This window comes from Chthoniobacterales bacterium (assembly GCA_035274845.1).
Lineage (GTDB): Bacteria > Verrucomicrobiota > Verrucomicrobiia > Chthoniobacterales > UBA10450 > AV80.
Genome location: DATENU010000015.1, coordinates 110,459 through 129,772 on the forward strand (window position 1 = coordinate 110,459; position 19,314 = coordinate 129,772).

General features: G+C 58.5%; 15 protein-coding genes and 1 pseudogene. 8 read left to right on the forward strand and 8 right to left on the reverse strand.

Annotated features, from left to right (window positions below; translation table 11 throughout):
• Positions 1-2 precede the first annotated feature (2 nt).
• The 4 genes and pseudogenes from rpsP (at position 3) to trmD (ending at position 2,274) form a co-directional block, all read left to right on the forward strand.
• Positions 3-239: pseudogene (gene rpsP / locus VJU77_10130) on the forward strand (30S ribosomal protein S16).
• A 294-nt stretch (positions 240-533) separates the two neighbouring features.
• On the forward strand, positions 534-1,166 hold the full coding sequence (locus VJU77_10135; GenBank protein HKP03700.1) for a hypothetical protein: 633 nt from the start codon (positions 534-536) through the stop codon (positions 1,164-1,166).
• Positions 1,167-1,310: 144 nt separating this feature from the next.
• The gene (locus VJU77_10140; GenBank protein ID HKP03701.1) at positions 1,311-1,541 is read left to right on the forward strand and encodes a KH domain-containing protein; all 231 of its coding nucleotides are present in this window, start codon (positions 1,311-1,313) and stop codon (positions 1,539-1,541) included.
• A gap of 16 nt (positions 1,542-1,557) precedes the next feature.
• A complete protein-coding gene (trmD, locus tag VJU77_10145) occupies positions 1,558-2,274 on the forward strand; it encodes a tRNA (guanosine(37)-N1)-methyltransferase TrmD (protein ID HKP03702.1) in 717 nt (238 codons plus the stop codon).
• Between the two features lie 80 nt (positions 2,275-2,354).
• Here the strand turns inward: trmD and VJU77_10150 are convergent, their stop codons facing one another.
• The 6 genes from VJU77_10150 to VJU77_10175 form a co-directional block, all read right to left on the reverse strand.
• On the reverse strand, positions 2,355-3,596 hold the full coding sequence (locus tag VJU77_10150) for a beta-ketoacyl-[acyl-carrier-protein] synthase family protein (GenBank protein ID HKP03703.1): 1,242 nt from the start codon (positions 3,594-3,596) through the stop codon (positions 2,355-2,357).
• Entirely contained in the window at positions 3,589-4,119 is a 531-nt protein-coding gene (locus VJU77_10155; GenBank protein HKP03704.1) for an SRPBCC family protein, read from the reverse strand. The genes VJU77_10150 and VJU77_10155 overlap by 8 nt, the downstream gene beginning before the upstream one ends.
• A 337-nt stretch (positions 4,120-4,456) precedes the next feature.
• The gene (locus VJU77_10160) at positions 4,457-5,188 is read right to left on the reverse strand and encodes a RibD family protein (GenBank protein HKP03705.1); all 732 of its coding nucleotides are present in this window, start codon (positions 5,186-5,188) and stop codon (positions 4,457-4,459) included.
• Entirely contained in the window at positions 5,163-6,224 is a 1,062-nt protein-coding gene (locus VJU77_10165) for a lysylphosphatidylglycerol synthase transmembrane domain-containing protein (protein ID HKP03706.1), read from the reverse strand. Before VJU77_10165 ends, VJU77_10160 begins: the two co-directional genes overlap by 26 nt.
• Positions 6,221-7,132 (reverse strand): TIM barrel protein, encoded by a 912-nt coding sequence (locus tag VJU77_10170; GenBank protein ID HKP03707.1) that lies wholly within the window; start codon positions 7,130-7,132, stop codon positions 6,221-6,223. The genes VJU77_10165 and VJU77_10170 overlap by 4 nt, the downstream gene beginning before the upstream one ends.
• A 108-nt stretch (positions 7,133-7,240) precedes the next feature.
• Positions 7,241-8,530 (reverse strand): MFS transporter, encoded by a 1,290-nt coding sequence (locus VJU77_10175; protein ID HKP03708.1) that lies wholly within the window; start codon positions 8,528-8,530, stop codon positions 7,241-7,243.
• A gap of 517 nt (positions 8,531-9,047) precedes the next feature.
• Here VJU77_10175 and VJU77_10180 point away from each other — a divergent pair.
• From VJU77_10180 to VJU77_10195, 4 genes are all read left to right on the forward strand, one after another.
• Entirely contained in the window at positions 9,048-12,128 is a 3,081-nt protein-coding gene (locus VJU77_10180; GenBank protein ID HKP03709.1) for an ATP-binding protein, read from the forward strand.
• A gap of 109 nt (positions 12,129-12,237) precedes the next feature.
• Complete coding sequence (gene clpB / locus VJU77_10185) at positions 12,238-14,808, forward strand: ATP-dependent chaperone ClpB (protein ID HKP03710.1); 2,571 nt, start codon at positions 12,238-12,240, stop codon at positions 14,806-14,808.
• A 44-nt stretch (positions 14,809-14,852) separates the two neighbouring features.
• Positions 14,853-15,179, forward strand: a complete 327-nt coding sequence (locus VJU77_10190; protein HKP03711.1) for a hypothetical protein — start codon at positions 14,853-14,855, stop codon at positions 15,177-15,179.
• Positions 15,180-15,638: 459 nt separating this feature from the next.
• A complete protein-coding gene (locus VJU77_10195) occupies positions 15,639-15,965 on the forward strand; it encodes a hypothetical protein (GenBank protein ID HKP03712.1) in 327 nt (108 codons plus the stop codon).
• A gap of 168 nt (positions 15,966-16,133) precedes the next feature.
• Here the strand turns inward: VJU77_10195 and VJU77_10200 are convergent, their stop codons facing one another.
• Together VJU77_10200 and VJU77_10205 are read right to left on the reverse strand one after the other, a co-directional pair.
• Positions 16,134-18,329, reverse strand: a complete 2,196-nt coding sequence (locus tag VJU77_10200) for an amidohydrolase family protein (GenBank protein HKP03713.1) — start codon at positions 18,327-18,329, stop codon at positions 16,134-16,136.
• A 21-nt stretch (positions 18,330-18,350) separates the two neighbouring features.
• Complete coding sequence (locus tag VJU77_10205; GenBank protein ID HKP03714.1) at positions 18,351-19,280, reverse strand: ABC transporter ATP-binding protein; 930 nt, start codon at positions 19,278-19,280, stop codon at positions 18,351-18,353.
• Positions 19,281-19,314 lie beyond the last annotated feature (34 nt).

Genomic DNA, 19,314 nt, shown 5'->3' on the forward strand with positions numbered 1-19,314 from the left:
ATATGGCAGTTTCAATCAGATTACGCAGAGAAGGCGCGAGGAATCGCCCGTATTACAAGGTGGTGGTGGCCGACAGCCGCAGCCCGCGCGACGGCAAATTTATCGAGATCATCGGGACCTACGATCCGAAGAAGCCCGATCCGAACAGCGCCCTCGACCTGGACCGGATCGATCACTGGATTTCCAAAGGCGCGCAGCCGTCCGATACCGTTCGGAGCCTGATCAAGAAGAATAAGAAGCAGAAGGCGTCCGCTCCGGCGGAAGCCGAGGCTCCCGCCAGCCAGGCAGAGGAAGCAAGCGCTCCCGTGAACGAAGCACCCGCTGCTCCGGCAGCGGAAGAATCCGCTCCGGGAGAAGAGGCGCCTGCGGCGCCGCCAGCGTAATTGTAGCGGCGGTCTCAGACCGCCGAAACGATTCCAGGTTCGCGTTGTCGACGGTCAGAGACCGCCGCGACAGGAGAGGCGAAACCGACGGAAGCGCTCGACTTTGAAAAATCTTTTCAAGTCCGCCAGCGGCGTGCGTTGATAGTGCAAATGAAGCACACAAGCCTCCTCTTGGCCCTCCTGACCGCGCTGATTTCCCCGGCTCTCGCGCAGTCCGTCTCTGTGAAAGACGGCAACATCCAGTTCACCGATCAATCCGGAAAGACCACGGCCCTGACCTCCGGCGGCCGCGATTCTGATCCGATCCTGGCGCCTGACGGCAAATGGGTGGCGTTCGTCCGCAAAGTGGACGGTAAGAAAATCGCATCCGGCTCGGAGGAGATGAACCCAACCGAGCTCTGGCAGGTTCGCATCGATGGAAAAGAGCCGTCGCTCCTGGTTAAGGTCCGGGAGTCCGAGAAGGTGGAGTCGCTTATTGCCGCCTTCCAAAACCTGCAGTTTTCGACTAGCGGGAAGCTGCTTTATTTCGTCACGCCAGCCTGGGCGACCTCCGGGGCGGTCCACGTGGTCGATACCACCAATCGCAAAGAACGTTACCTTTTCCCGGGCAGCGACTTGAAACTCGTTCCGGCGGGTGAATACAAGGATTGCCTGCTGACCCAGCAACACCGCTATTTCATCGGTGGCGGAAGCTACGATTGGTACTGGCTGCTGCGCCCGGATGGCAAGGAAATCGGTCCGGTCGGGGAAGACACTTCGAATTTCGAGGCGTCCTACCAGTAGGTGGATCGAGCGCTACGTCGCTCGATTTTTTCACGCGTCTGATTTATTAGACAGTGAATTTCCAGGGCGACGCCGCACTCATCGAGCGGCGTAGCGCTCGATCCACCTCGTGACAAATTCGAAAGTTCGAATACACTCGGGCTCGTGAAAGAGTTCCTCGAGTTTGTCATTCGCCAGTTGGTCGAGTTTCCAGATGAAATGATGCTCTCGGAGATTCCGTCGGGGAAGACAACGATTTTCCGGGTGCAACTGCGCCAGACCGATGTCGGCCGAATTATTGGCCGCAATGGCCAGACGATCCAGGCCATTCGCGCGCTTCTGGCCAGCTCCGCGGCCCGGCACGGCCAGCGCGCCACGCTCGAAATCGTGGAGTAGGGCCCGCATTCGTCCGATGCGGATCGACATCCTGACGTTGTTCCCGGAAATCTGCCGGGCGCCGCTAAACGAAAGCATGATGAAGCGAGCCCAGGAATGCGGGGCCTTGGAGCTGCACATTCATAACCTGCGCGACTGGACCACGGACAAGCACCACGTCGTCGATGATGCGCCGTTTGGCGGAGGCCAGGGGATGGTCATGAAGCCCGAGCCGATTTTCGCGGCGGTGGAGGATTTGAAGAAAACGTCCAACGCCCAACGTCCAACATCCAACGCCGAATTACAGAGGCCGAAGGTGATTGTGATGTCTCCGGCGGGGAGAAAGTTTGATCAGCGGGCTGCGACAGAGTTTTCGAGCGAAGAACACTTGATCATTATCTGCGGGCATTACGAGGGAGTAGATCATCGCGTCATCGAGCACCTGGTCGACGTTGAAGTTTCCATCGGTGATTATGTCCTCACGAATGGTGCGATCGCGGCGGTCGTGTTCGTGGACGCCGTCGTGAGATTGCTGCCCGGAGTGCTCGGGGATGAACAGTCAGCAGCTGATGACAGCTTTGCCGGCGGTTTGCTTGAAGGACCGCAATACACGCGGCCGTCGGACTTCCGCGGCATGACCGTTCCGGACGTGTTGTTATCGGGGAACCACGGCGAGATCGCGAAGTGGCGGAAAGAGCAGGGATTGAAACGGACGCAGAAGAATCGGCCGGATCTGCTAAAGGACAATTTGTAAGGCAAGCGGTCGCCGCGGCGACCTTGCCTCGGATTGGCATTAGACCAGGCAGGCGGAGCGCCCGCCCTACAATTCAACCGCTACACCCGCCCGAGAATCACACACGAATTGATCCCGCCGAAACCGAAGGAATTGCTCAGGACATAATTCAATTCGGCATCGCGACCCTGATTTGGCACGACATCGAGATCACAAGCGGGATCGGGCTCGTTACGGTTCAAAGTGGGCGGTATCCATTTTTGTTCGATGGCCAGGGCGCAGATCGCCGCTTCGATTGCGCCGGTCGCGCCGAGGGGATGCCCCGTGTAGGCCTTGGTTCCGCTGGTCGGCAAAGTTTTCGCGTGCTCGCCGAACACCTGCTTAATGGCCATGGTTTCGGTGCTGTCGTTCAGTTGGGTCGAGCTGGCGTGGGCGTTGACGTAATCAATCTGCTCGGGGCCAAGCTGAGCGTCGGCGAGGGCGTCCCGGATCGCCCGAATGCACGATTCGCCGCTGGGAAGAGGTGAAGTCATGTGGAACGCATCGTTATTCAAACTGTAGCCGAGCACTTCCGCAAAGATGCGGGCGCCGCGTTTCCGCGCGTGTTCGAGCTCCTCAATTACGAGCGAGGTCGCGCCTTCTCCCATGACGAACCCGTCCCGCCGGAGATCGAACGGCCTGCAGGCCAGCGCCGGGTCACCTGTCCATTGGCTCATTGTTTTGATGATGGCAAAGGCGCCGAAGGTGAGGGGACTAAGGGGCGCTTCCGCTCCCCCCGCCACAATGACGTCCGCGAAGTCGTCCCGGATATAACGAAGCGCTTCGCCGACGGCGACGGTCCCGCTGGCGCAACTGTTTGAGTTGGTCGTGCCGACACCCCGAAACCCAAACTCGATCGCAATATTCGAGTGCGCCGAGCCGCCAAAAACCTGGAGCGCGAGCGTCTGGTTCACGCCGCGGGTCCCCTTCTTCAGGAAATGCGCGTGCTGGTATTCGGCATTCGCCACGCCTCCGAGAGCGGTCCCAAAACTGACGCCCACGCGATGTTGCGGCGTCTGTTGCGAATAGGGCAGGCCGGCGTCGTCGAGCGCCATTTTTGCCGAGGCCACCGCGAACTGGGCGTAGCGGTCGAGCCGCTTTAAGCGATGCGGCGGAAAGTGATCTTCCGGGGTCCACTCCGGAATCTCACCGCCGCAATGCGCGTTGAACTCCGAGGTGTCGAAGCTGGAAATGCGCTGAATGCCACTCTTCTCCGCGCGCAGGCCATGCCAAAAATTCTCCCGCCCGATCCCGATGGACGTGATTGGGCCGATGCCGGTAATGACTGCGCGACGCCTAGGCATTTTCGATTTTCGATTCTCGATTTTCGATTGAGTTTTCCAAGTATGCTTTCATGCAACGGAGAGTTTTGCTGGCCACCGGATGGATGAATCCGTGTCCGATGATCGGCTCGGCGACGGGGGCGAGGATGGGGATTCGGAATCGAAGATCATGCACAATCTCCACCAGAACGCCCGCCGGTGTTTCCTGGAAGGACCAGACCACATGCATCCCTTTTGTCCAAGCTTTCAGGTGATGGAAATGAACTTCCATTTTCTCCCGATCGATAATTTGTTCGGAGGTCCACGAGATAGGGATTCCCCCGCGGACGGCGGCCATGACCACGAGATTGCGATCGGGGCCGCGCTCGAGGTATTTTATGTAGCGGTAGTGGGGCAGAATCTTTGGCCACAGTTCGAGGTTCGCGGCCGTTTCGAAGATAGCGCTCCGGGGGGCCTGCATGAGGATGGAATTGCCGGTATGCATGGAGCGGATTCGCTCGTGCTCATCCGCCAGTGAGGATAGACTCGCCCTGAATGAGCGCAACGCAGTGAAAGGTAACAATGGCCCTTGAATTGAAAAAATCGTGTGAGAAGTGCGGGCGCAAACTGGAGCCGAGAGATGAGGCGCACATCTGCGTCTACGAATGCACTTTCTGCCCGGCTTGCATGGAAACGCTCAGCGCCATCTGTCCGAATTGCGGTGGTGAGCTGGTGCGACGACCACGACCGGCGGCGAAGGAGCCGCCGTTGTTTTAGTACCAAGGAGGGGCGCTTTCCAAACCGCCCTCTGGCCTACGGAGGCATTGCCGCGGGATTTAAGAATGAGGCGATGAAATCGCCTCTTGCAGATCGGCGGTTTGGAAAGCGCCGCTCCTTGGGCCTTATCGCCGCGGACGCTTGATTCGATACGTCAAAAAACATTCCTCGCCGACGGTTCGCATCTCGGTCAGCGTGCACTGAACGCTTCGGGGCAAAAATTCCTTGCTCAGGCCGGTCAAGGTTGGGGCGTCGGCGCCACCAAAGAGGAACGGGGCGATCGTCAGATTGAGCTGGTCGACCAGGTCTTTCTCGAGCAAGGCGCGAAAGAGCGTGGCCCCGCCTTCGCAGGCCACCGATCGAATGCCGTAGTCTCTTCGCAGCTGTTGCAACATCCACCCAAGATCGACTGACCGCGCGTCGCTCAGGTGAAGCGTCGCTTTTTCCCGGAGCGCTTTCTGATACCGGGCCGGCATCCGGAGCGTGGAAAAAATGACGATTGGTGAAATGTCGGTTTGGAAGAGTTTCAGGTCCGAATCAATCCGGCCTTCGTTTGAGACAATCACGCGTAGCGGATAGGGCGTTTGTCCTCGCGCCACGCGGGCCTCGCGCATTTTCGGATCGGGCACGCCGAGCCGGACGTTGTCGTGCTTGAGGGTGCTGTGGCCGATCAGGACGGCGTCGCCCAGGGCGCGTTGCCGCAAAAGATGAGTCTTGTCTTCGCGCGAAGTGAAATCGACCGGCGTGAAGTTTTTCGTCGTGATTTTGCCGTCGAGGGTCATCGCGAACGTCACCGCAACGAACGGACGCCTGCCCTTCGTAGAAGATTTCCTATTCTTCTTTCTCGGCGATTTCATGCTCGAGGGTGGCGAACTCCTCCTTCATCTCGCGCATCCTCACATGGCCGGTGGCGCCGCTCGGTTTGTAGAAGAAATAGACAATTCCGCCGGGGAGGCAGCAAACCACGATCACCAGAAAGCCGGTGAGCCCGATCATTCGCGCGACGGCCGGAGGAACCGCGCAGAGATTGAAGAGCATGACCTGGAGAATGAACTCGCGCGTCCCGACCCCAGCGAAACTGATCGGCAACGATGAAATCGTGCGCTCGATCGGCATGATGGCGAAGAAATCGACCACTGCGACGTTGGCCTGGAAGGCGTAGGCGACGCAAAGGAAGGTGGCAAAGGTCCCGAGGTGACAGACCCATGATGCGGCGAAGGCGGCGGCGGTCGCGCGCCAGTGCCGCGCGTAAAGATGATAAGCGGCCGAGATTTCAATCAGCTTGTCCCGGCCCGGAAATCGATGGGGAAGTTTTCGCAGGAGATTGAACCCGCTCACGATAAAAGTTGTGCCCAGGAAGAGGACGGATGCCCCGAAAACGGCCAAAACGACCCAGACGTAAAAGCGCGGATTATGAAGCGGATTGGTGTCGAGCTGCGCGGCGGTTTCGCGGGTCAGCCAGCCGTAGCGCAGGAAAATCAGAATGCCGGTGATAATGATCAAGGCAATCAGCCCGACCATTCGATCGAAGAGCACGGCGAGAAGCGCCCCAGGCCTTTGCTTGGGAGTCTCCTTCCAGAGCAGGTAGGTTTTGATGATGTCGCCGCCCGTGCCTCCGGGAAGAAACTGATTATAAAACATTCCAATGAGAAACAGTGCACCGAGCCGTCCGGTGCTCAGGTTGATTCCCTGGACTTTCAAGAGAATCTGCCAGCGGACGACTGCGGCGAGCTCGACCAGGAAGTAGGCAAACATCGCGGCGACAATCCAGCGGTAGTCCGCGTCGCGAATCGCCACCGCCATCGCGCTTCGCACCGCCGGGTCGTGAAAAACCCAGTAGAGGAGCCCGCCAGTGACGGCCAGTTGGATAATCGTCAGGATCGTTTTTTTCATTCGCCGAAGTGTTCTTTCCAACGCGCGACAGATTGGCGGATTTCCTCGGCGGTCCTGCGCGGGCCCATTTCCCAGACAAATAAGCAGTTCGCCGGAAGAAGCGGAACAAGATTCTCCAAATTCACCATGCCGGTGAACGGCGCCTGGTGGTCCTGCGCCGGCCATTTGCAATCCTGGAGGTGACAACCGAAAGCCCGCGGTCCAATTGCGCGCAACCACTCGGCGTGATTGAGGAACCCGAGATTTTCCTTGATCTGGATGTGGCCCATGTCGTGCCAGTAGCCGAGTTGGGACGAGTTCAATTCGTCGAGCAACGCGGGCAGCTCGCGTTCGGTCGGGATCTCTTCGTAGCCGCGCCGGCCTTCCACTCCGAGCCGGATGTTTTTCTTCGCGGCGTATTCGGCGATGCGCTTGAGCGAATCCTTCACGCGTTCGAGATAAGGTGGCGCGGCGGCTTCGCGCGTTTGGACGGATTTCACTTTCTTGCGCACATATTCGCGGGAGAGCAGCTGTCCGGCCTTAGCCAGGGCGATCAATTCGTCCGTGATGGGATTCATTTCCACTTCGCCGCAGTGCAGAACCACAAAGGGTGCGCCGAGCCGCTCCGCGAAATCGATGGTTTTAAACGTGTGTTTGATCGCGCGTTCCCGTTCCTTCGTGTAGGCGGCCGAGATTTTGTAGCAATCGGGTGAGGCGTGCGTGATCTCGACTGGGAGCGGACAGAAATTATGCAGGCTCGTGAACTCCACTTCACCGGCTTCGAACATTTTCTGGATGCCCGGCATGAGCGAAATGCGGATGCCGTGCCCGAGCTCGACGCGGTTGAAGCCGAGGTTCTTGATCTCGCGCAGCATTTCGGCGCCGTCGGTATGGCGGCCGGAGTTCCAACAGGTGGAGAAGGAGATCATGTTTTCAAGGTAGGGACGGTGCGCTGCGCCGTCCGTAGGCGTGCAGCGGGTCGCGGAAACGGACGGCGCAGCGCGCCGTCCCTACCAAAGGCAATTCAATTCGCATCGTTAAGGAACAGTTGCTGTCGCTGGACTGGCGGGAGTGCCGATATGCGCTGTGGCCATTCCTGGACCCGAGCATTCCTTGCGCACGCGCAACAACACCAGGACCGTGATCGCGCCGTACGCGGTCGCGGCGATGGCCAGGGCGGTTTTCATTCCAATGAAGTCGGACAAACTGGTGACGCCCAGGCCGGCGATCGGCATCAGGCCGACGAAGCTCAGCATGAACACGGCCGAGACGCGGCCACGCAAATAGTCGGGCGCCCGTTCCTGGACGATGGTGCTGGCGAGCCCGAAATTCGTCGCCAGACCCAACGAGTTAACTACCAGCAGCGCCGTGGCGACGTAGAAACTCGGTCCGAGCGAGAGCCCCAGGATTGCTCCGGTCACGCCCAGCGCGCAGAAAATCATGAGCGGCACCCGTTTTTCTCGCGCCAGGCCGATGAGAAAAATCGAGCCGACCAGCGATCCGATGGCCGAAGCGCCCATGAGAAAGCCGAGGCGATCCGGGCCCAGTCCGAGGACCAATCGCACATAGAGCGGCATCATCACGGTGATGATCGGAAAGATGCAGACCGACTGGGTGGCGATCAGCGTGACCATGGCGAGACTCGGTCTGTCGTTGGCTACAAAACGGAAGCCGTCTTTGATTCCGCTGGTTCGCTTTTCTTCCTCCTCCGCGCTGCCTTTTGAACGAGGTGGCAGCGAGAGCAGCGCGATGATCAGGGCCACGAAGGAAAGGGCGTTGGCGAAAAAGGCGGAGGCGGTCCCCCAGAGACTGATGAGAATGCCGCCAATCGTCGGCCCGAACACGCGGGAGCCGTGGAAGACCGAGCGATCGATCGCGATGGCGCTTGGAATTTGCTCCTTTTCGACCAGCTCGGGCACAAGCGCGGAGAGCGTCGGCATTTCGAACGAATTCGAAACACCGAGGATCGCCGCGAACGCCAGAATATGCCAGATGGCGATCTGGTTTTTCCAGACCAGATAACCGATGGCGAGAGCGAGCGTGATCTGGACGTATTGAGTGACGAGCAGGATTTTGCGCTTGTCGTATTTGTCGGCGGCGGCCCCGCCGACCATCGTAAGCGCCAGCATCGGGAGGCCCGCCGCGAACTGAGCCATGCCCAACCAGACCGCTTTCGTCGTCAGCGTGCTCATGACGTAGCCCTGCGCCATGACCTGCATCCAGGTGCCGGTATCGGAAATCGCCGAACCAATGATGTAGCGCCGGTAGGGCGCATTGCGCAGTACGCGCAATGCGCTTCGTCCCGTCAATTTTGCTTCCGCGCTCATCGCGGAGACTCATACGCGGGGATGAACAGGCCTGCAACGCGTGAACTCCGTCGGTGTCAATTACCAGATTGCCGAGGTCGGCGCACAGGCCGGGCCGAATCGCGTTGCATACCATCTCAATGGCGAAAACCCAAACGAGAAAATCGCAACGCTTTCCTAATTCCGACGGCCCCAGGAGATTCGCATATTACGTAGCCCCCACCTTTGTCCCAAAAGCGACCATTTTTGGTCTGGCTTCGCAAACTTTTGTTCTTAGTATGCAGTCGCATATGAACCCCAGATGACTCCTGATTCCGACGGACTTCACGAGATTGCAAATACTGCAGATTCACGCCGGCAGGCCGACGTCGTATTCGTTCATGGCCTAGGAGGTGGGTCACATGGAACCTGGACGCACGCGAAAAAAGGAAACCCGGCGTACTTCTTTTGGCCAGAAGAGTTGGGAAAACGCTTCCCACAGTGTGGAATTTGGGCGGTCGGCTACCCAGCAGGACTAACAACACTCGGCAAACCCGGAATGATCATCGATAAAAGGGCGGGCAACCTCGCCTTAAAGCTTGCCAACGCGGGTATTGGCATGCGTCCCGTAGTATTTGTGACTCACAGCATGGCCGGGTTGATTGTGAAATCTCTAATCGTAGGCAGCCAAACGCTTGCTGATACGGATCGGAAGCGACTAGTTAGTGTAATTCGAGGGATTGTATTCTGCGCCGTTCCCCATAAAGGCTCCGCCTTTGCCGACGCTGCGGGCGTATTGGGAAGATTTTTCGGCGGTAGTCAGGCTCATGTGAATGAGATGCGTGCCAATGCCGAATCGCTTGACATTCTTCATGACGAGTTCATCGAATGGCACCACCACCACCCGATTCCAATCGATAGCTACGCAGAGAGTGTTGGACTGTTCAGAGGACGGTGGTGGTGGCGACCCCTAGCTCTAGGCCTTGTGGTTCCTCGGGCGTCGGCAAATCCGGGAATCGCTGGGTATACCATTCACGACGTGGATGACGATCACTTGAGCATCGTCAAGCCGCGAGACGCCAAGCACGACGTTTGCGCGGGTGTGCTGCGGTTTGTTGAGAGAATTGTGTCTGTAATTTCAGCGGAAGGAAGTCCTACAACCTCCGTTGTTCTACCGCTTTCTGTTCGTTCTTCGGAGAGCGCCGCCAACTTCGACGTATCCCGCATAATCAAGTATGCACCAGTTGAACTCGTGGGACGCAAAGAAGAACTCCAGCTGCTAAACGACGCTTGGGGTAGAGCAGTTCGCGGGGAAGCGAACCGCCCTCATGTCCTTAGCATCGTTGCGGTCGGTGGGGAAGGGAAAACCTCTCTCGTGAGCAAGTGGGTTACAGATTTGGCTCGCAACAATTGGCCCGGCTGCGAAGCAGCTTTCGCATGGTCCTTCTACAGCCAAGGGACTAGGGAAAATTTATCTTCGTCCGACGTGTTTATCAAAGAAGCGCTCTCATTTTTCGGTGACTCCGATATGGCAGCTAGCGGCGATGGGGCGTTCGAGAAAGGACAGCGCCTTGCTCATCTAATCGGTGGGCGGCGGACGCTTCTCGTCCTTGACGGTCTTGAGCCGATGCAATATACGCTAACATCACCGACTCCAGGGGCACTAAGGGATTTGGGGTTAGCCGCGCTGCTGAAAGGTCTTGCTTCCGCGAGCAATGGCTTGTGTATCATCACTACACGCTATTCAGTTTCCGACCTGCATTCTTACTTGCAGACAAGTGTCGCTGAGGAGCGACTAAACCAGCTTTCAAAACCGGCCGGCGTGGCGCTGCTCCGATCCCTTGGAGTGTTGGGAACACTCCGAGAGTTAGAGTCACTCGTCGGGGATGTCAAAGGCCACGCATTAACGTTGAACCTGCTCGGGAATTGGCTTCATACCGTTCACGCCGGAGATATTCGTCGGCGGGCGTTGGTGAAGTTGGAGCAAGCCGATTCGGAGCAACAGGGAGGCCACGCCTTCCGCGTCATGGCTGCATACGGACGCTGGTTCGAGTCCGAAGGCGAGCCAGGAAAATTCGCATTCGCGATGTTACGGCTGCTTGGATTGTTCGATCGTCCAGCGACCGCAGACTGTCTCGCTGCTTTGCTTCAGAATCCCGCAATACCGGGGTTAACCGACGCACTTGTCGGTGCCAGCGAGGCCCAATGCAACGCGGCATTCATTCGATTGGAGGCTGCCAGCCTGCTTGCAGTAAACCGAGGCTCGAACCGAAGATTGATCTCGCTCGACGCTCACCCGCTGGTGCGCGAATACTTTTCTCGCCAATTACGCACCAACAACCCAGAGGCGTGGCGTATTGCACACCGGCGGCTCTATGAACATCTTTCGCAGAACACGGCGGACAAGGCCGAGCCCACGCTGGAGGATCTCCAACCTCTCTACCAAGCGGTTGCCCATGGCTGCAACGCAGGACTGCAGCAGGAGGCCTTAGAACGCGTATACTACGATCGGATCAAGCGGCGAGCCCAAGGCTACAGTGATAAGAAACTTGGCGCGTTCGCTTCTAATTTAGGAGCTGTTGCGTGCTTTTTTGATCAACCTTGGAGCCGCCCGTCGGCTCTGGTTGCAGACGGGGCACAAGCGTGGCTCCTGAATGAAGCCGCGGTATGTTTGCGCGCGTTGGGTCGACTGACCGAAGCGCTAACTCCGATGAGGGTATCTGGGGAAATGGATGTCAAGGTTGGGCGGTGGAATGGTGCGGCCATCAGCTATGGTAATCTGAGCGAGTTGGAATTGACATTGGGCGACGTTGCTTCGGCAGTGGTGAACGCCGAGCTGTCCGTGGCCTACGCCGACCGAAGTGGCGAGTTGGAGGAGCGCGTGACCAAGCGAGCGGTGCACGCTGAGGCTCTCGATCGGGCGGGTCGCCGAACTGAGGCGCAAGCGCGCTTCGAGGAAGCCGAGCGGATACAAGTCCAGGAGTGTCCGGACTACCCACTGCTCCATTCGGTGTGGGGATTTTGGTATTGCGACTTCCTTATGGGTGAGGCGGAACGTGTCGCGTGGCAACTAATTCTAAAACTGCCCCTTTGCTCCGCCGTTAAGGACGCAGCGCTTTCTTGCCGTGCAGTCGCCGAGCGTGCTGCCCAAACCTTGAAATTAGCTGAATATTCTGGCGCGGACATCCTTAGTATTGCGCTTGACCGTCTTAGCGTAGGCCGCGCTGCAATTTGCGCTGCTATTCTGGAAGCAAATCGTTCAGACTTCGCTTTTGGCGTACGCCGCTCAGAGTTAGACTCGGCGGTGTCGGGACTCCGACGCTCTGGCAATATCGACGACCTTCCTCGCGGACTTATCGCGCGCGCCTGGTTGCGCTCGCTCACCGGCGCACGCACGGGAGTCGACAGCGCGCAGTCAGACCTAGACGAAGCTTACGACATCGCTGAGCAGGGACAGATGAAACTTTTTCTCGCCGACATTCACCTGCACCGCGCGCGGCTATTCTTGAATGAGGAATTCTACCCTTGGCTGTCTGCCGCAGGCGATCTAGCCGCCGCGAAGCAACTCATTGAAAAATATGGCTACGGGCGAAGAACAGACGAATTGCAAGACGCAGAAGAAGCGTTGAGGCGCGCCTAGGCTAGTCACTCATCAAACGCGATCTCCTCGCTATTTACGAACCCACAAGCGCAGGCCTTGATCACAAGCACGTATTTGCGGAAGTGATCGCAAAGACTACGTGTACATCATGCGGCCGGATAAATTTACCCAGAAGATGCAGGAGGCGCTGCACGCGTCGCAGACGGTGGCGTCGGACCTCGGGCATCAGGAAATAACGAATGAGCATTTTCTCGTGGCCCTCCTCGACCAGAGCGAAGGGGTGACCCGGCCGCTCCTGGAAAAAATGGGAGTGGCGGCCGGTGACTTGCATCAGCGCCTGATGAAGGACCTGGAGCGGCGCCCGAAAATCCAGGGCGGCAATCTGAACCAGGGGATCGGCAACGATTTGCGAACGACGATCGACGCGGCCGAGAAAGAAATGGCGCGGATGAAGGATGAATTCCTCAGCGCCGAACACTATCTCCTGGCGCTGTCGGACGGCAAGGGGGCGGCGGCGAAGCTGTTGAAGGACGCCGGCGTGACGCGCGATAAGCTGATGCAGGCGCTCCAGCAGGTGCGAGGTTCGCAGCGCGTGACCGACCAAAACCCGGAAGGAAAATATCAGACGTTGGAAAAATATGGGCGCGACCTGACGGAAATGGCCCGGCGCGGGAAGATCGATCCCGTCATCGGACGCGACAACGAAATCCGGCGGGTGATGCAGGTGCTGTCCCGGCGGACAAAAAACAATCCCGTCCTGATCGGCGAGCCAGGCGTGGGGAAGACCGCCATAGTGGAAGGCCTGGCTCGGCGCATCATCAGCGGCGACGTCCCGGAATCGTTGAAGCAAAAGAAGATCATCGCGATGGACATCGGGTCGATGGTCGCCGGCGCGAAGTTCCGCGGAGAATTCGAGGACCGGCTCAAGGCGTTCCTGAAAGAAGTGACCGATTCGCAGGGCGAGATCATTTTGTTCATCGATGAGCTGCACACTATTGTCGGCGCGGGCGCGGCGGAAGGATCGGTGGACGCGTCGAATCTGTTGAAGCCGCAATTGGCCCGCGGCGAACTGCGAACGATCGGCGCCACCACGCTCGATGAGTACCGAAAATACATCGAGAAAGACGCGGCGCTCGAGCGGCGTTTCCAGCCGGTCATGGTGGAGGAGCCTACCGTCGAGGACACCATAGCCATCCTGCGCGGACTGAAGGAACGCTATGAAGTCCACCACGGCGTCCGAATCCAGGACGCGGCCCTGGTGGCGGCGGCGGTGTTATCGCATCGTTATATCAGCGATCGATTTTTGCCGGACAAGGCGGTCGATCTCGTGGACGAAGCGGCTTCGCGGCTCAAGATCGAGCTCGATTCCATGCCGACCGAGGTGGACGTCGTCGAGCGCGAGATCATGCAGCATGAGATGGAGCGCCAGGCGTTGAAGAAGGAGAAGGACGCGGCCAGCAAGGAACGGCTGAAAAAACTGGAAAAGGAATTGGCCGAATTGAAGGAGAAATCGTCGGCCCTCAAGGCCGAGTGGCAGAAGGAAAAGTCGATCATCGAGACCCAGCGGAAATTCAAGGAGGATCTCGACCACGCGCGGACGGAATTGGAACGAGCGCAACGCCGCGGCGAGCTGGCCCAGGCGAGCGAACTGCAATATGGCCGCATTCCCGATCTCGAGAAAAAGCTGCGCGAAGTCGAGGAGAAGATCAAAGAGGGCGGCAACCGGTTGCTCCGCGAAGAAGTGACCGAGGAAGACATCGCCCAGGTCGTCTCGAGCTGGACGCACATTCCGGTCTCGCGTTTGCAGGAAGGCGAGCGCGAAAAGCTAGTCCGGCTGGAGGAGCATTTGCATCAGCGCGTCATCGGCCAGGATGCAGCCGTTAATTCGGTGGCGAGCGCGATCCGCCGGGCCCGGGCTGGATTGCAGGACGAGAACCGGCCGATCGGCTCCTTCATTTTTCTCGGGCCAACCGGCGTCGGCAAAACGGAGCTTTCGCGGGCCCTGGCCGAATTTTTGTTCGACGACGAGCAGGCCATGATCCGGATCGACATGAGCGAATACATGGAGAAACACACGGTTTCGCGCTTGATCGGGGCGCCGCCGGGCTACGTCGGTTATGAGGAGGGCGGGCAGCTGAGCGAAGCGGTCCGGCGCAAACCGTATTCCGTGGTCCTGTTCGACGAGATCGAGAAGGCGCACCAGGATGTTTTCAATGTGCTCCTCCAGGTGCTCGACGACGGCCGGATCACGGACGGACAGGGGAGGACGGTGGATTTCAAGAATACCGTCATCATCATGACGTCGAACATTGGGTCGCAGTACATCATGGAGGAATCTTCGCCCGAAGCGCGGGAGCGCCTGGTGATGGACGCCTTGCGGCAGCATTTCCGGCCGGAATTCCTGAATCGGATCGACGACATCATCATCTTTGACCGGCTGAACGAAGAGGAGCTGAAGAAGATTGTCGAAATACAGCTGAAGCGCCTGGTGCGCCGGCTGGAGAACCAGAAGATCACCCTGCAGTTATCGGACGCGGCCAGGGCGCTCATCGCGAAGCACGGATACGATCCGGTCTATGGCGCGCGCCCCTTGAAACGCGCGATCCAGAAATTGGTTCTCGATCCGCTGAGCATGGACATTCTCGAGGGAAAATTCCGGGAGGGGCAAACCATCAAAGTCGACGTTGCGGGCGAGGGTCTGACGTTCGCGGCGGGATGAGAATTCGAGCGACACGGGCGGGCTGATGTCTTAGGCTCCACCCCTTGAAAAGGTTTACTGCAATCGCTTTGCTGGCGGCGACAGCTTTCGCGGTGACGCCTGCCTTCGCCGGCGATAAAGAGAAGAACCGCAGTTGCTGCGCGGCAAAGGGCGAGATGGATTGCGCGGCGACCTACGCGAATCTCAAACTCACCCCGGACCAGAAGGCGAAGATGGATGCGTTGGTGGAGAAGTGTAAGGGGGCTGGCTGCACGAAGGAAAGCACTGCGGAGTTCATGAAGTCGGCCGAATCGATTCTCTCGAAGGAACAGATGGCTGTTTTTAAGACCGAGTGCGCCAAGGCGCACGAGAAGAACAAGGCTAAGTCGTGACGCGCGCTGCGCCGCCTGCACCTCAGTCCCGAAGGGACGTCGGAATAAGGCCCGGAGTGAAGCGAACCGAACTCCGGGGGACGCAGCCCTGGCGGTCAAACCCCTGCAAGGCGTGACGGACCGCGGCAGCGTGCATCGGCGTCTCGATCCGTCGCCCCTTCGGGGCTGGCTTCGTTTTTGGGAAGCCGTCCCGGAGTTCCGCTTCGCTTCACTCCGGGCTTTATTCCGGCGTCCCTACCGGACTCAGACTCGGAGCTTCTGCGGTGTCCCTTTGGGACTGAGAAGCGCCGGAGGCGCGAAGGATTAGAGCCCGGAGTGGAGCGAAGCGAAACTCCGGGAGTCTCGTTTCGCAGCGGGATCAGCCCCGGAGGGGCGACGGACCGGGAACACGACGGCACCCCGGCAACAGCAATTGAAAATTTGAACGACAAATCCCCGAGGCTGTCTTATTTGTCCAATATGAGCAAAATTACACGACTAGCTTTGATAGCTGCTTTGGCAGTTGCCGTCACCTCCGCCTATGCCGGAGACAAAAAGAGCTGCTGCGCGAGCCACGCCAAAAACGACAGCAAGGTCTGCATGACCGAGACCTTCGCGAAGATGAATCTTTCCAGTGAACAGAAGACGAAGCTGGAAGCCCTCCACGCCGAGGCCGACAAGTCCGGCTGCACCAAGGAGAGCATGGACAAGTTCCTGAAATCCGCAGAAGGCTTCCTGTCGAAGGAACAGATGGCGACGTTGAAGGCCGAGTGCAGCAAGATGCACGAAAAAGAGGCCAAAGCGTAACCGACAACGACCTGACAATTTGAGCGGCGATCCGGCGAAAGTTGGATCGCCGTTTTCTTTTGAGCGCGTAAAAGAATAGATAAGCATTTGACGACCAGCCTTCAACGCGTTTGAGCTAACTCGCGAATCGGAACGGCACGGCGACCGAGCGCCGCGGCTACAGCGCTGTCAGCGTTGCTCGAAGAGTTCGGCGCGGTTGACCCGCTCGCCTTTCAGGAACACCGCTGAGATCGACGAAAGCACGCGAACATCCCGAAGCGGGTCGCCATCGACCATGAGAAGCGTAGCTTCCTTGCCCTTTTCGACTGTGCCGATCCGGGAATCGGTCCGGAGCAGCTTGGCCGCGTTGCTCGTGGCGGCCTGAAGAGCCACCTCGACCGGAATCCCGGCCGCCACCCAAAGCTCGATCTCGTGTTGGACTGTCGGCCCGTGCATGACCAGGAAATTTCCGGCGTCGGACCCAGTCACCAAAAGCACGCCGGCCTGCCAGGCTTTCAGCAGGTTTCGGCCGCCAATTTCCATCGACATGGGGTAATGCTGCAAACCTTCGCGCAGTCCTTTGAATTGATCGCTGGTGGCCGCCTTTGCCGTGCCGTTAAGCAAATCCTTCTGGGTCACCTGCTGGACGAGGGAACGCTGGAGCAGCGTGGTGTCGCCCTTGGAGAAGTTCGAGAATCCTTCCACCACGCTTAAGGTTGGGTCGTAGGCGATATTCTTCGCCTTCATTTCCGCGATCGTAGCATCGGGGATTTCGTCAATGAACGAGCCGTGCTCGATCGAGTCCGCGCCCAGCAGGACCGCATCTCCGACATCCCTGGCGTTGCCGGTGTGGATGGCGACCGGGAGCTGCTTCGCGTGCGCTTCCTCAACGACCGACCGGAGAACTTCGACATCCATCCGGTTGAATGAATATCCGGGGACGCCCGCTTCCAGGACGCCTTTGATCGCATCGACGTGCTGCCCGGCCAGATCATTCACTTGCTTGCGCGCTTCTTCAGCGTTCTTCGGCGTCCGGACAAATTGAGCGTTGAACTCGGCCCGCATCGCTTCCGGCATGAACCTGGCGTATTCCGTTCCGTGCCCGCCTTCCGCGGTAAAGAGCGGCCCGCAAAATAGCAATTCGGTCCCGAGTTTTTCGCCGGTCCCAAAGCGACCGCGCAATTTCAACATGCTATCGAGACGATCGCCTGCGCTTCGGACTGCCGTCGTGCCGCAATAGAGATAAGCCTCGAGGGCGCGCTCGGAGGTCTTCGCCGGATCCATCTTCGTCATGTCCTCGGGGAAGCCGCCACTCGCGCCGAGATGGACATGCACGTCAATCAAACCCGGCAGGATCGTCTTGCCGGCCGCTTCGATCGCGTCGGCATTGAGTGATTTCGGGTCCGGAATATTTCCTTCGTAGATTTCTTCGATCTTCCCGTGGCGGATCAAAATCGCGCCGGATTCGATCACTTTTCCATTGCCGACAAAAATTCGGGCGTTGCGAATCAGCCAGGTATGACCGCGGGCCCGCTCCCGATCGAGAATCCGCGCCTTGGTCAATTCCTGCCGGCTCCAGACCTGATAACTGCCGAGAAGAAAGAAAGGGAGCAGAACGGCCAGGACCCAGAGTTTAGCGGATGGCCGGAGCTTTTCCTCCTTTTCCCAGCGGAAAAGTTTGGTCGCGATGAAAAGGGCGACCAGCATGGTAACAATCAGGGCGAAAACCGACGGCAGGTTCTGCATGATCGATTCGCCGCGTTGCAGAATTCCGGACATGCCGGTCACCAGGTAGGTGGCGGGGATGAACTGGGTCACGAGTTTCAACCAGTCCGGCATGAACGCGAGAGGGAAGCTCGCGCCGCTCAGGAAGAGCATCGGCATGTAAATGATCTGGATCAGGATGTTGCCTTCCTGCGAAGTATTGACCACTGCCGCGATGATCAAACCAAAGGCTCGGAAGGCGGCCACTCCGAGACAGACAAAGAGAAGCAGCGAACCCCAGTTCCCCGGGTAAGCCATGCCGAAGATGTTGTGCGCCAGGAACAACATCAGGCCCACCGTGGGGATGTAGAGGATCACGCCCATGGCGACCGACGCGCAGAGGAGCGGCACCGGCGTGATGGGGGTCACTTTGTAGCGCCGCAGAATATTTTCTTCCCGTTCCTGGACGGCGCGCATGCCGGCGCCGAAAAATCCGGTCCCTAGGATTCCGATCGTCGTGACCATTGTCACAACGAGGAGGATGCCGCTGCCAAATCGGCCGAAGGCGAAGCCGAAAGCGAAAAAGAAGATGAGCGGGAAAAGATAATTGAAGAAAAGAACGGCGCGATTTCGCCGCGCGAGCTTCAGATCGATCTTAAGAAAGGCGAGAAAGGCTTTCATGAATTCAGAAAATGCATGGCCTCAATCCCTCAATTTCTTCCCGGTCAGCTCGATGAAAACATCCTCAAGCGTGGGGCGGTTTAGGCGCACGTCATCGAGTTCAAGGCCCTGGGTGTCAATCCATTTGACCATCTCCACGAGGGTCCGGGCAGGACGCTTTGAATAGACGGTAATCCCCTGGAGATCCTCGCTCACGACGGTCCGAATTGCTTCCGGCCACTGCGGCAACGCGGAATCCTTCAGCGGTTGGTTCACACGAACTTCGATCGCCGATTGATTGACGCTTTTCTCCTGTAACTCCCGCGGAGAGCCGATCGCGATGATCTGGCCGGCGTCGATGATCGCAACCCGATCGCAAAGCCTTTCCGCTTCTTCGATGTAATGCGTGGTCATCAGGATCGTGCGTTTATCGGCGCGCAATTCTTCGATCAAATCGCGAATCTCCAGGCGCACCTGCGGATCGAGCCCCGTCGTCGGCTCGTCCAAAAAGAGCATTTGGGGGTCGTTAATCAGGGCCAGGGCAAGGGCCAGCCGCTGTTTCTGGCCACCTGAAAGCGTCGCGTATCCGGCATCTTTCTTGTCCTCCAGTTGGAGGCGTTTGAGGAGGGCGCCGGTGTCCGACTTCCGGGAATAAAGCGATCCAAAGAAATCCAACGCTTCCAGCACGGTGATCTTGTCGGGGAGATTGGTTGCCTGGAGACAGGCTCCGATTCGATCCTTGAGCTGTTTTTTTTGGCGATCCGGATCGAGATCAAGCACTCGTACTTCGCCGCCGGAGCGAGGCCGCAATCCCTCTAGGATTTCGACGGTGCTGGTTTTGCCGGCGCCATTTGGCCCCAGCAATCCGAAAACTTCGCCAGGGCGCACTTCAAAGTCGATTCCCTTGACCGCCTCGAACGTTCCATAGGCTTTCCGCAAGCCGCGCACATAAATCGCAAACTCTCCGTTCATGGCCATCTGGGTTGGCAAGACGAATACCGAACGA

Bases quoted from the DNA above. Each gene is read 5' to 3' on its own strand.
- trmD (HKP03702.1), top strand. From the start codon at position 1,558: ATGCGGATCGACATCCTGACGTTGTTCCCGGAAATCTGCCGGGCGCCG.
- VJU77_10195 (HKP03712.1), top strand. From the start codon at position 15,639: ATGAGCAAAATTACACGACTAGCTTTGATAGCTGCTTTGGCAGTTGCC.
- VJU77_10180 (HKP03709.1), top strand. From the start codon at position 9,048: ATGATCATCGATAAAAGGGCGGGCAACCTCGCCTTAAAGCTTGCCAAC.
- VJU77_10135 (HKP03700.1), top strand. From the start codon at position 534: ATGAAGCACACAAGCCTCCTCTTGGCCCTCCTGACCGCGCTGATTTCC.
- VJU77_10165 (HKP03706.1), bottom strand. From the start codon at position 6,224: ATGAAAAAAACGATCCTGACGATTATCCAACTGGCCGTCACTGGCGGG.
- VJU77_10160 (HKP03705.1), bottom strand. From the start codon at position 5,188: ATGAAATCGCCGAGAAAGAAGAATAGGAAATCTTCTACGAAGGGCAGG.
- VJU77_10205 (HKP03714.1), bottom strand. From the start codon at position 19,280: ATGAACGGAGAGTTTGCGATTTATGTGCGCGGCTTGCGGAAAGCCTAT.
- VJU77_10200 (HKP03713.1), bottom strand. From the start codon at position 18,329: ATGAAAGCCTTTCTCGCCTTTCTTAAGATCGATCTGAAGCTCGCGCGG.
- clpB (HKP03710.1), top strand. From the start codon at position 12,238: ATGCGGCCGGATAAATTTACCCAGAAGATGCAGGAGGCGCTGCACGCG.
- VJU77_10150 (HKP03703.1), bottom strand. From the start codon at position 3,596: ATGCCTAGGCGTCGCGCAGTCATTACCGGCATCGGCCCAATCACGTCC.
- VJU77_10175 (HKP03708.1), bottom strand. From the start codon at position 8,530: ATGAGCGCGGAAGCAAAATTGACGGGACGAAGCGCATTGCGCGTACTG.
- VJU77_10170 (HKP03707.1), bottom strand. From the start codon at position 7,132: ATGATCTCCTTCTCCACCTGTTGGAACTCCGGCCGCCATACCGACGGC.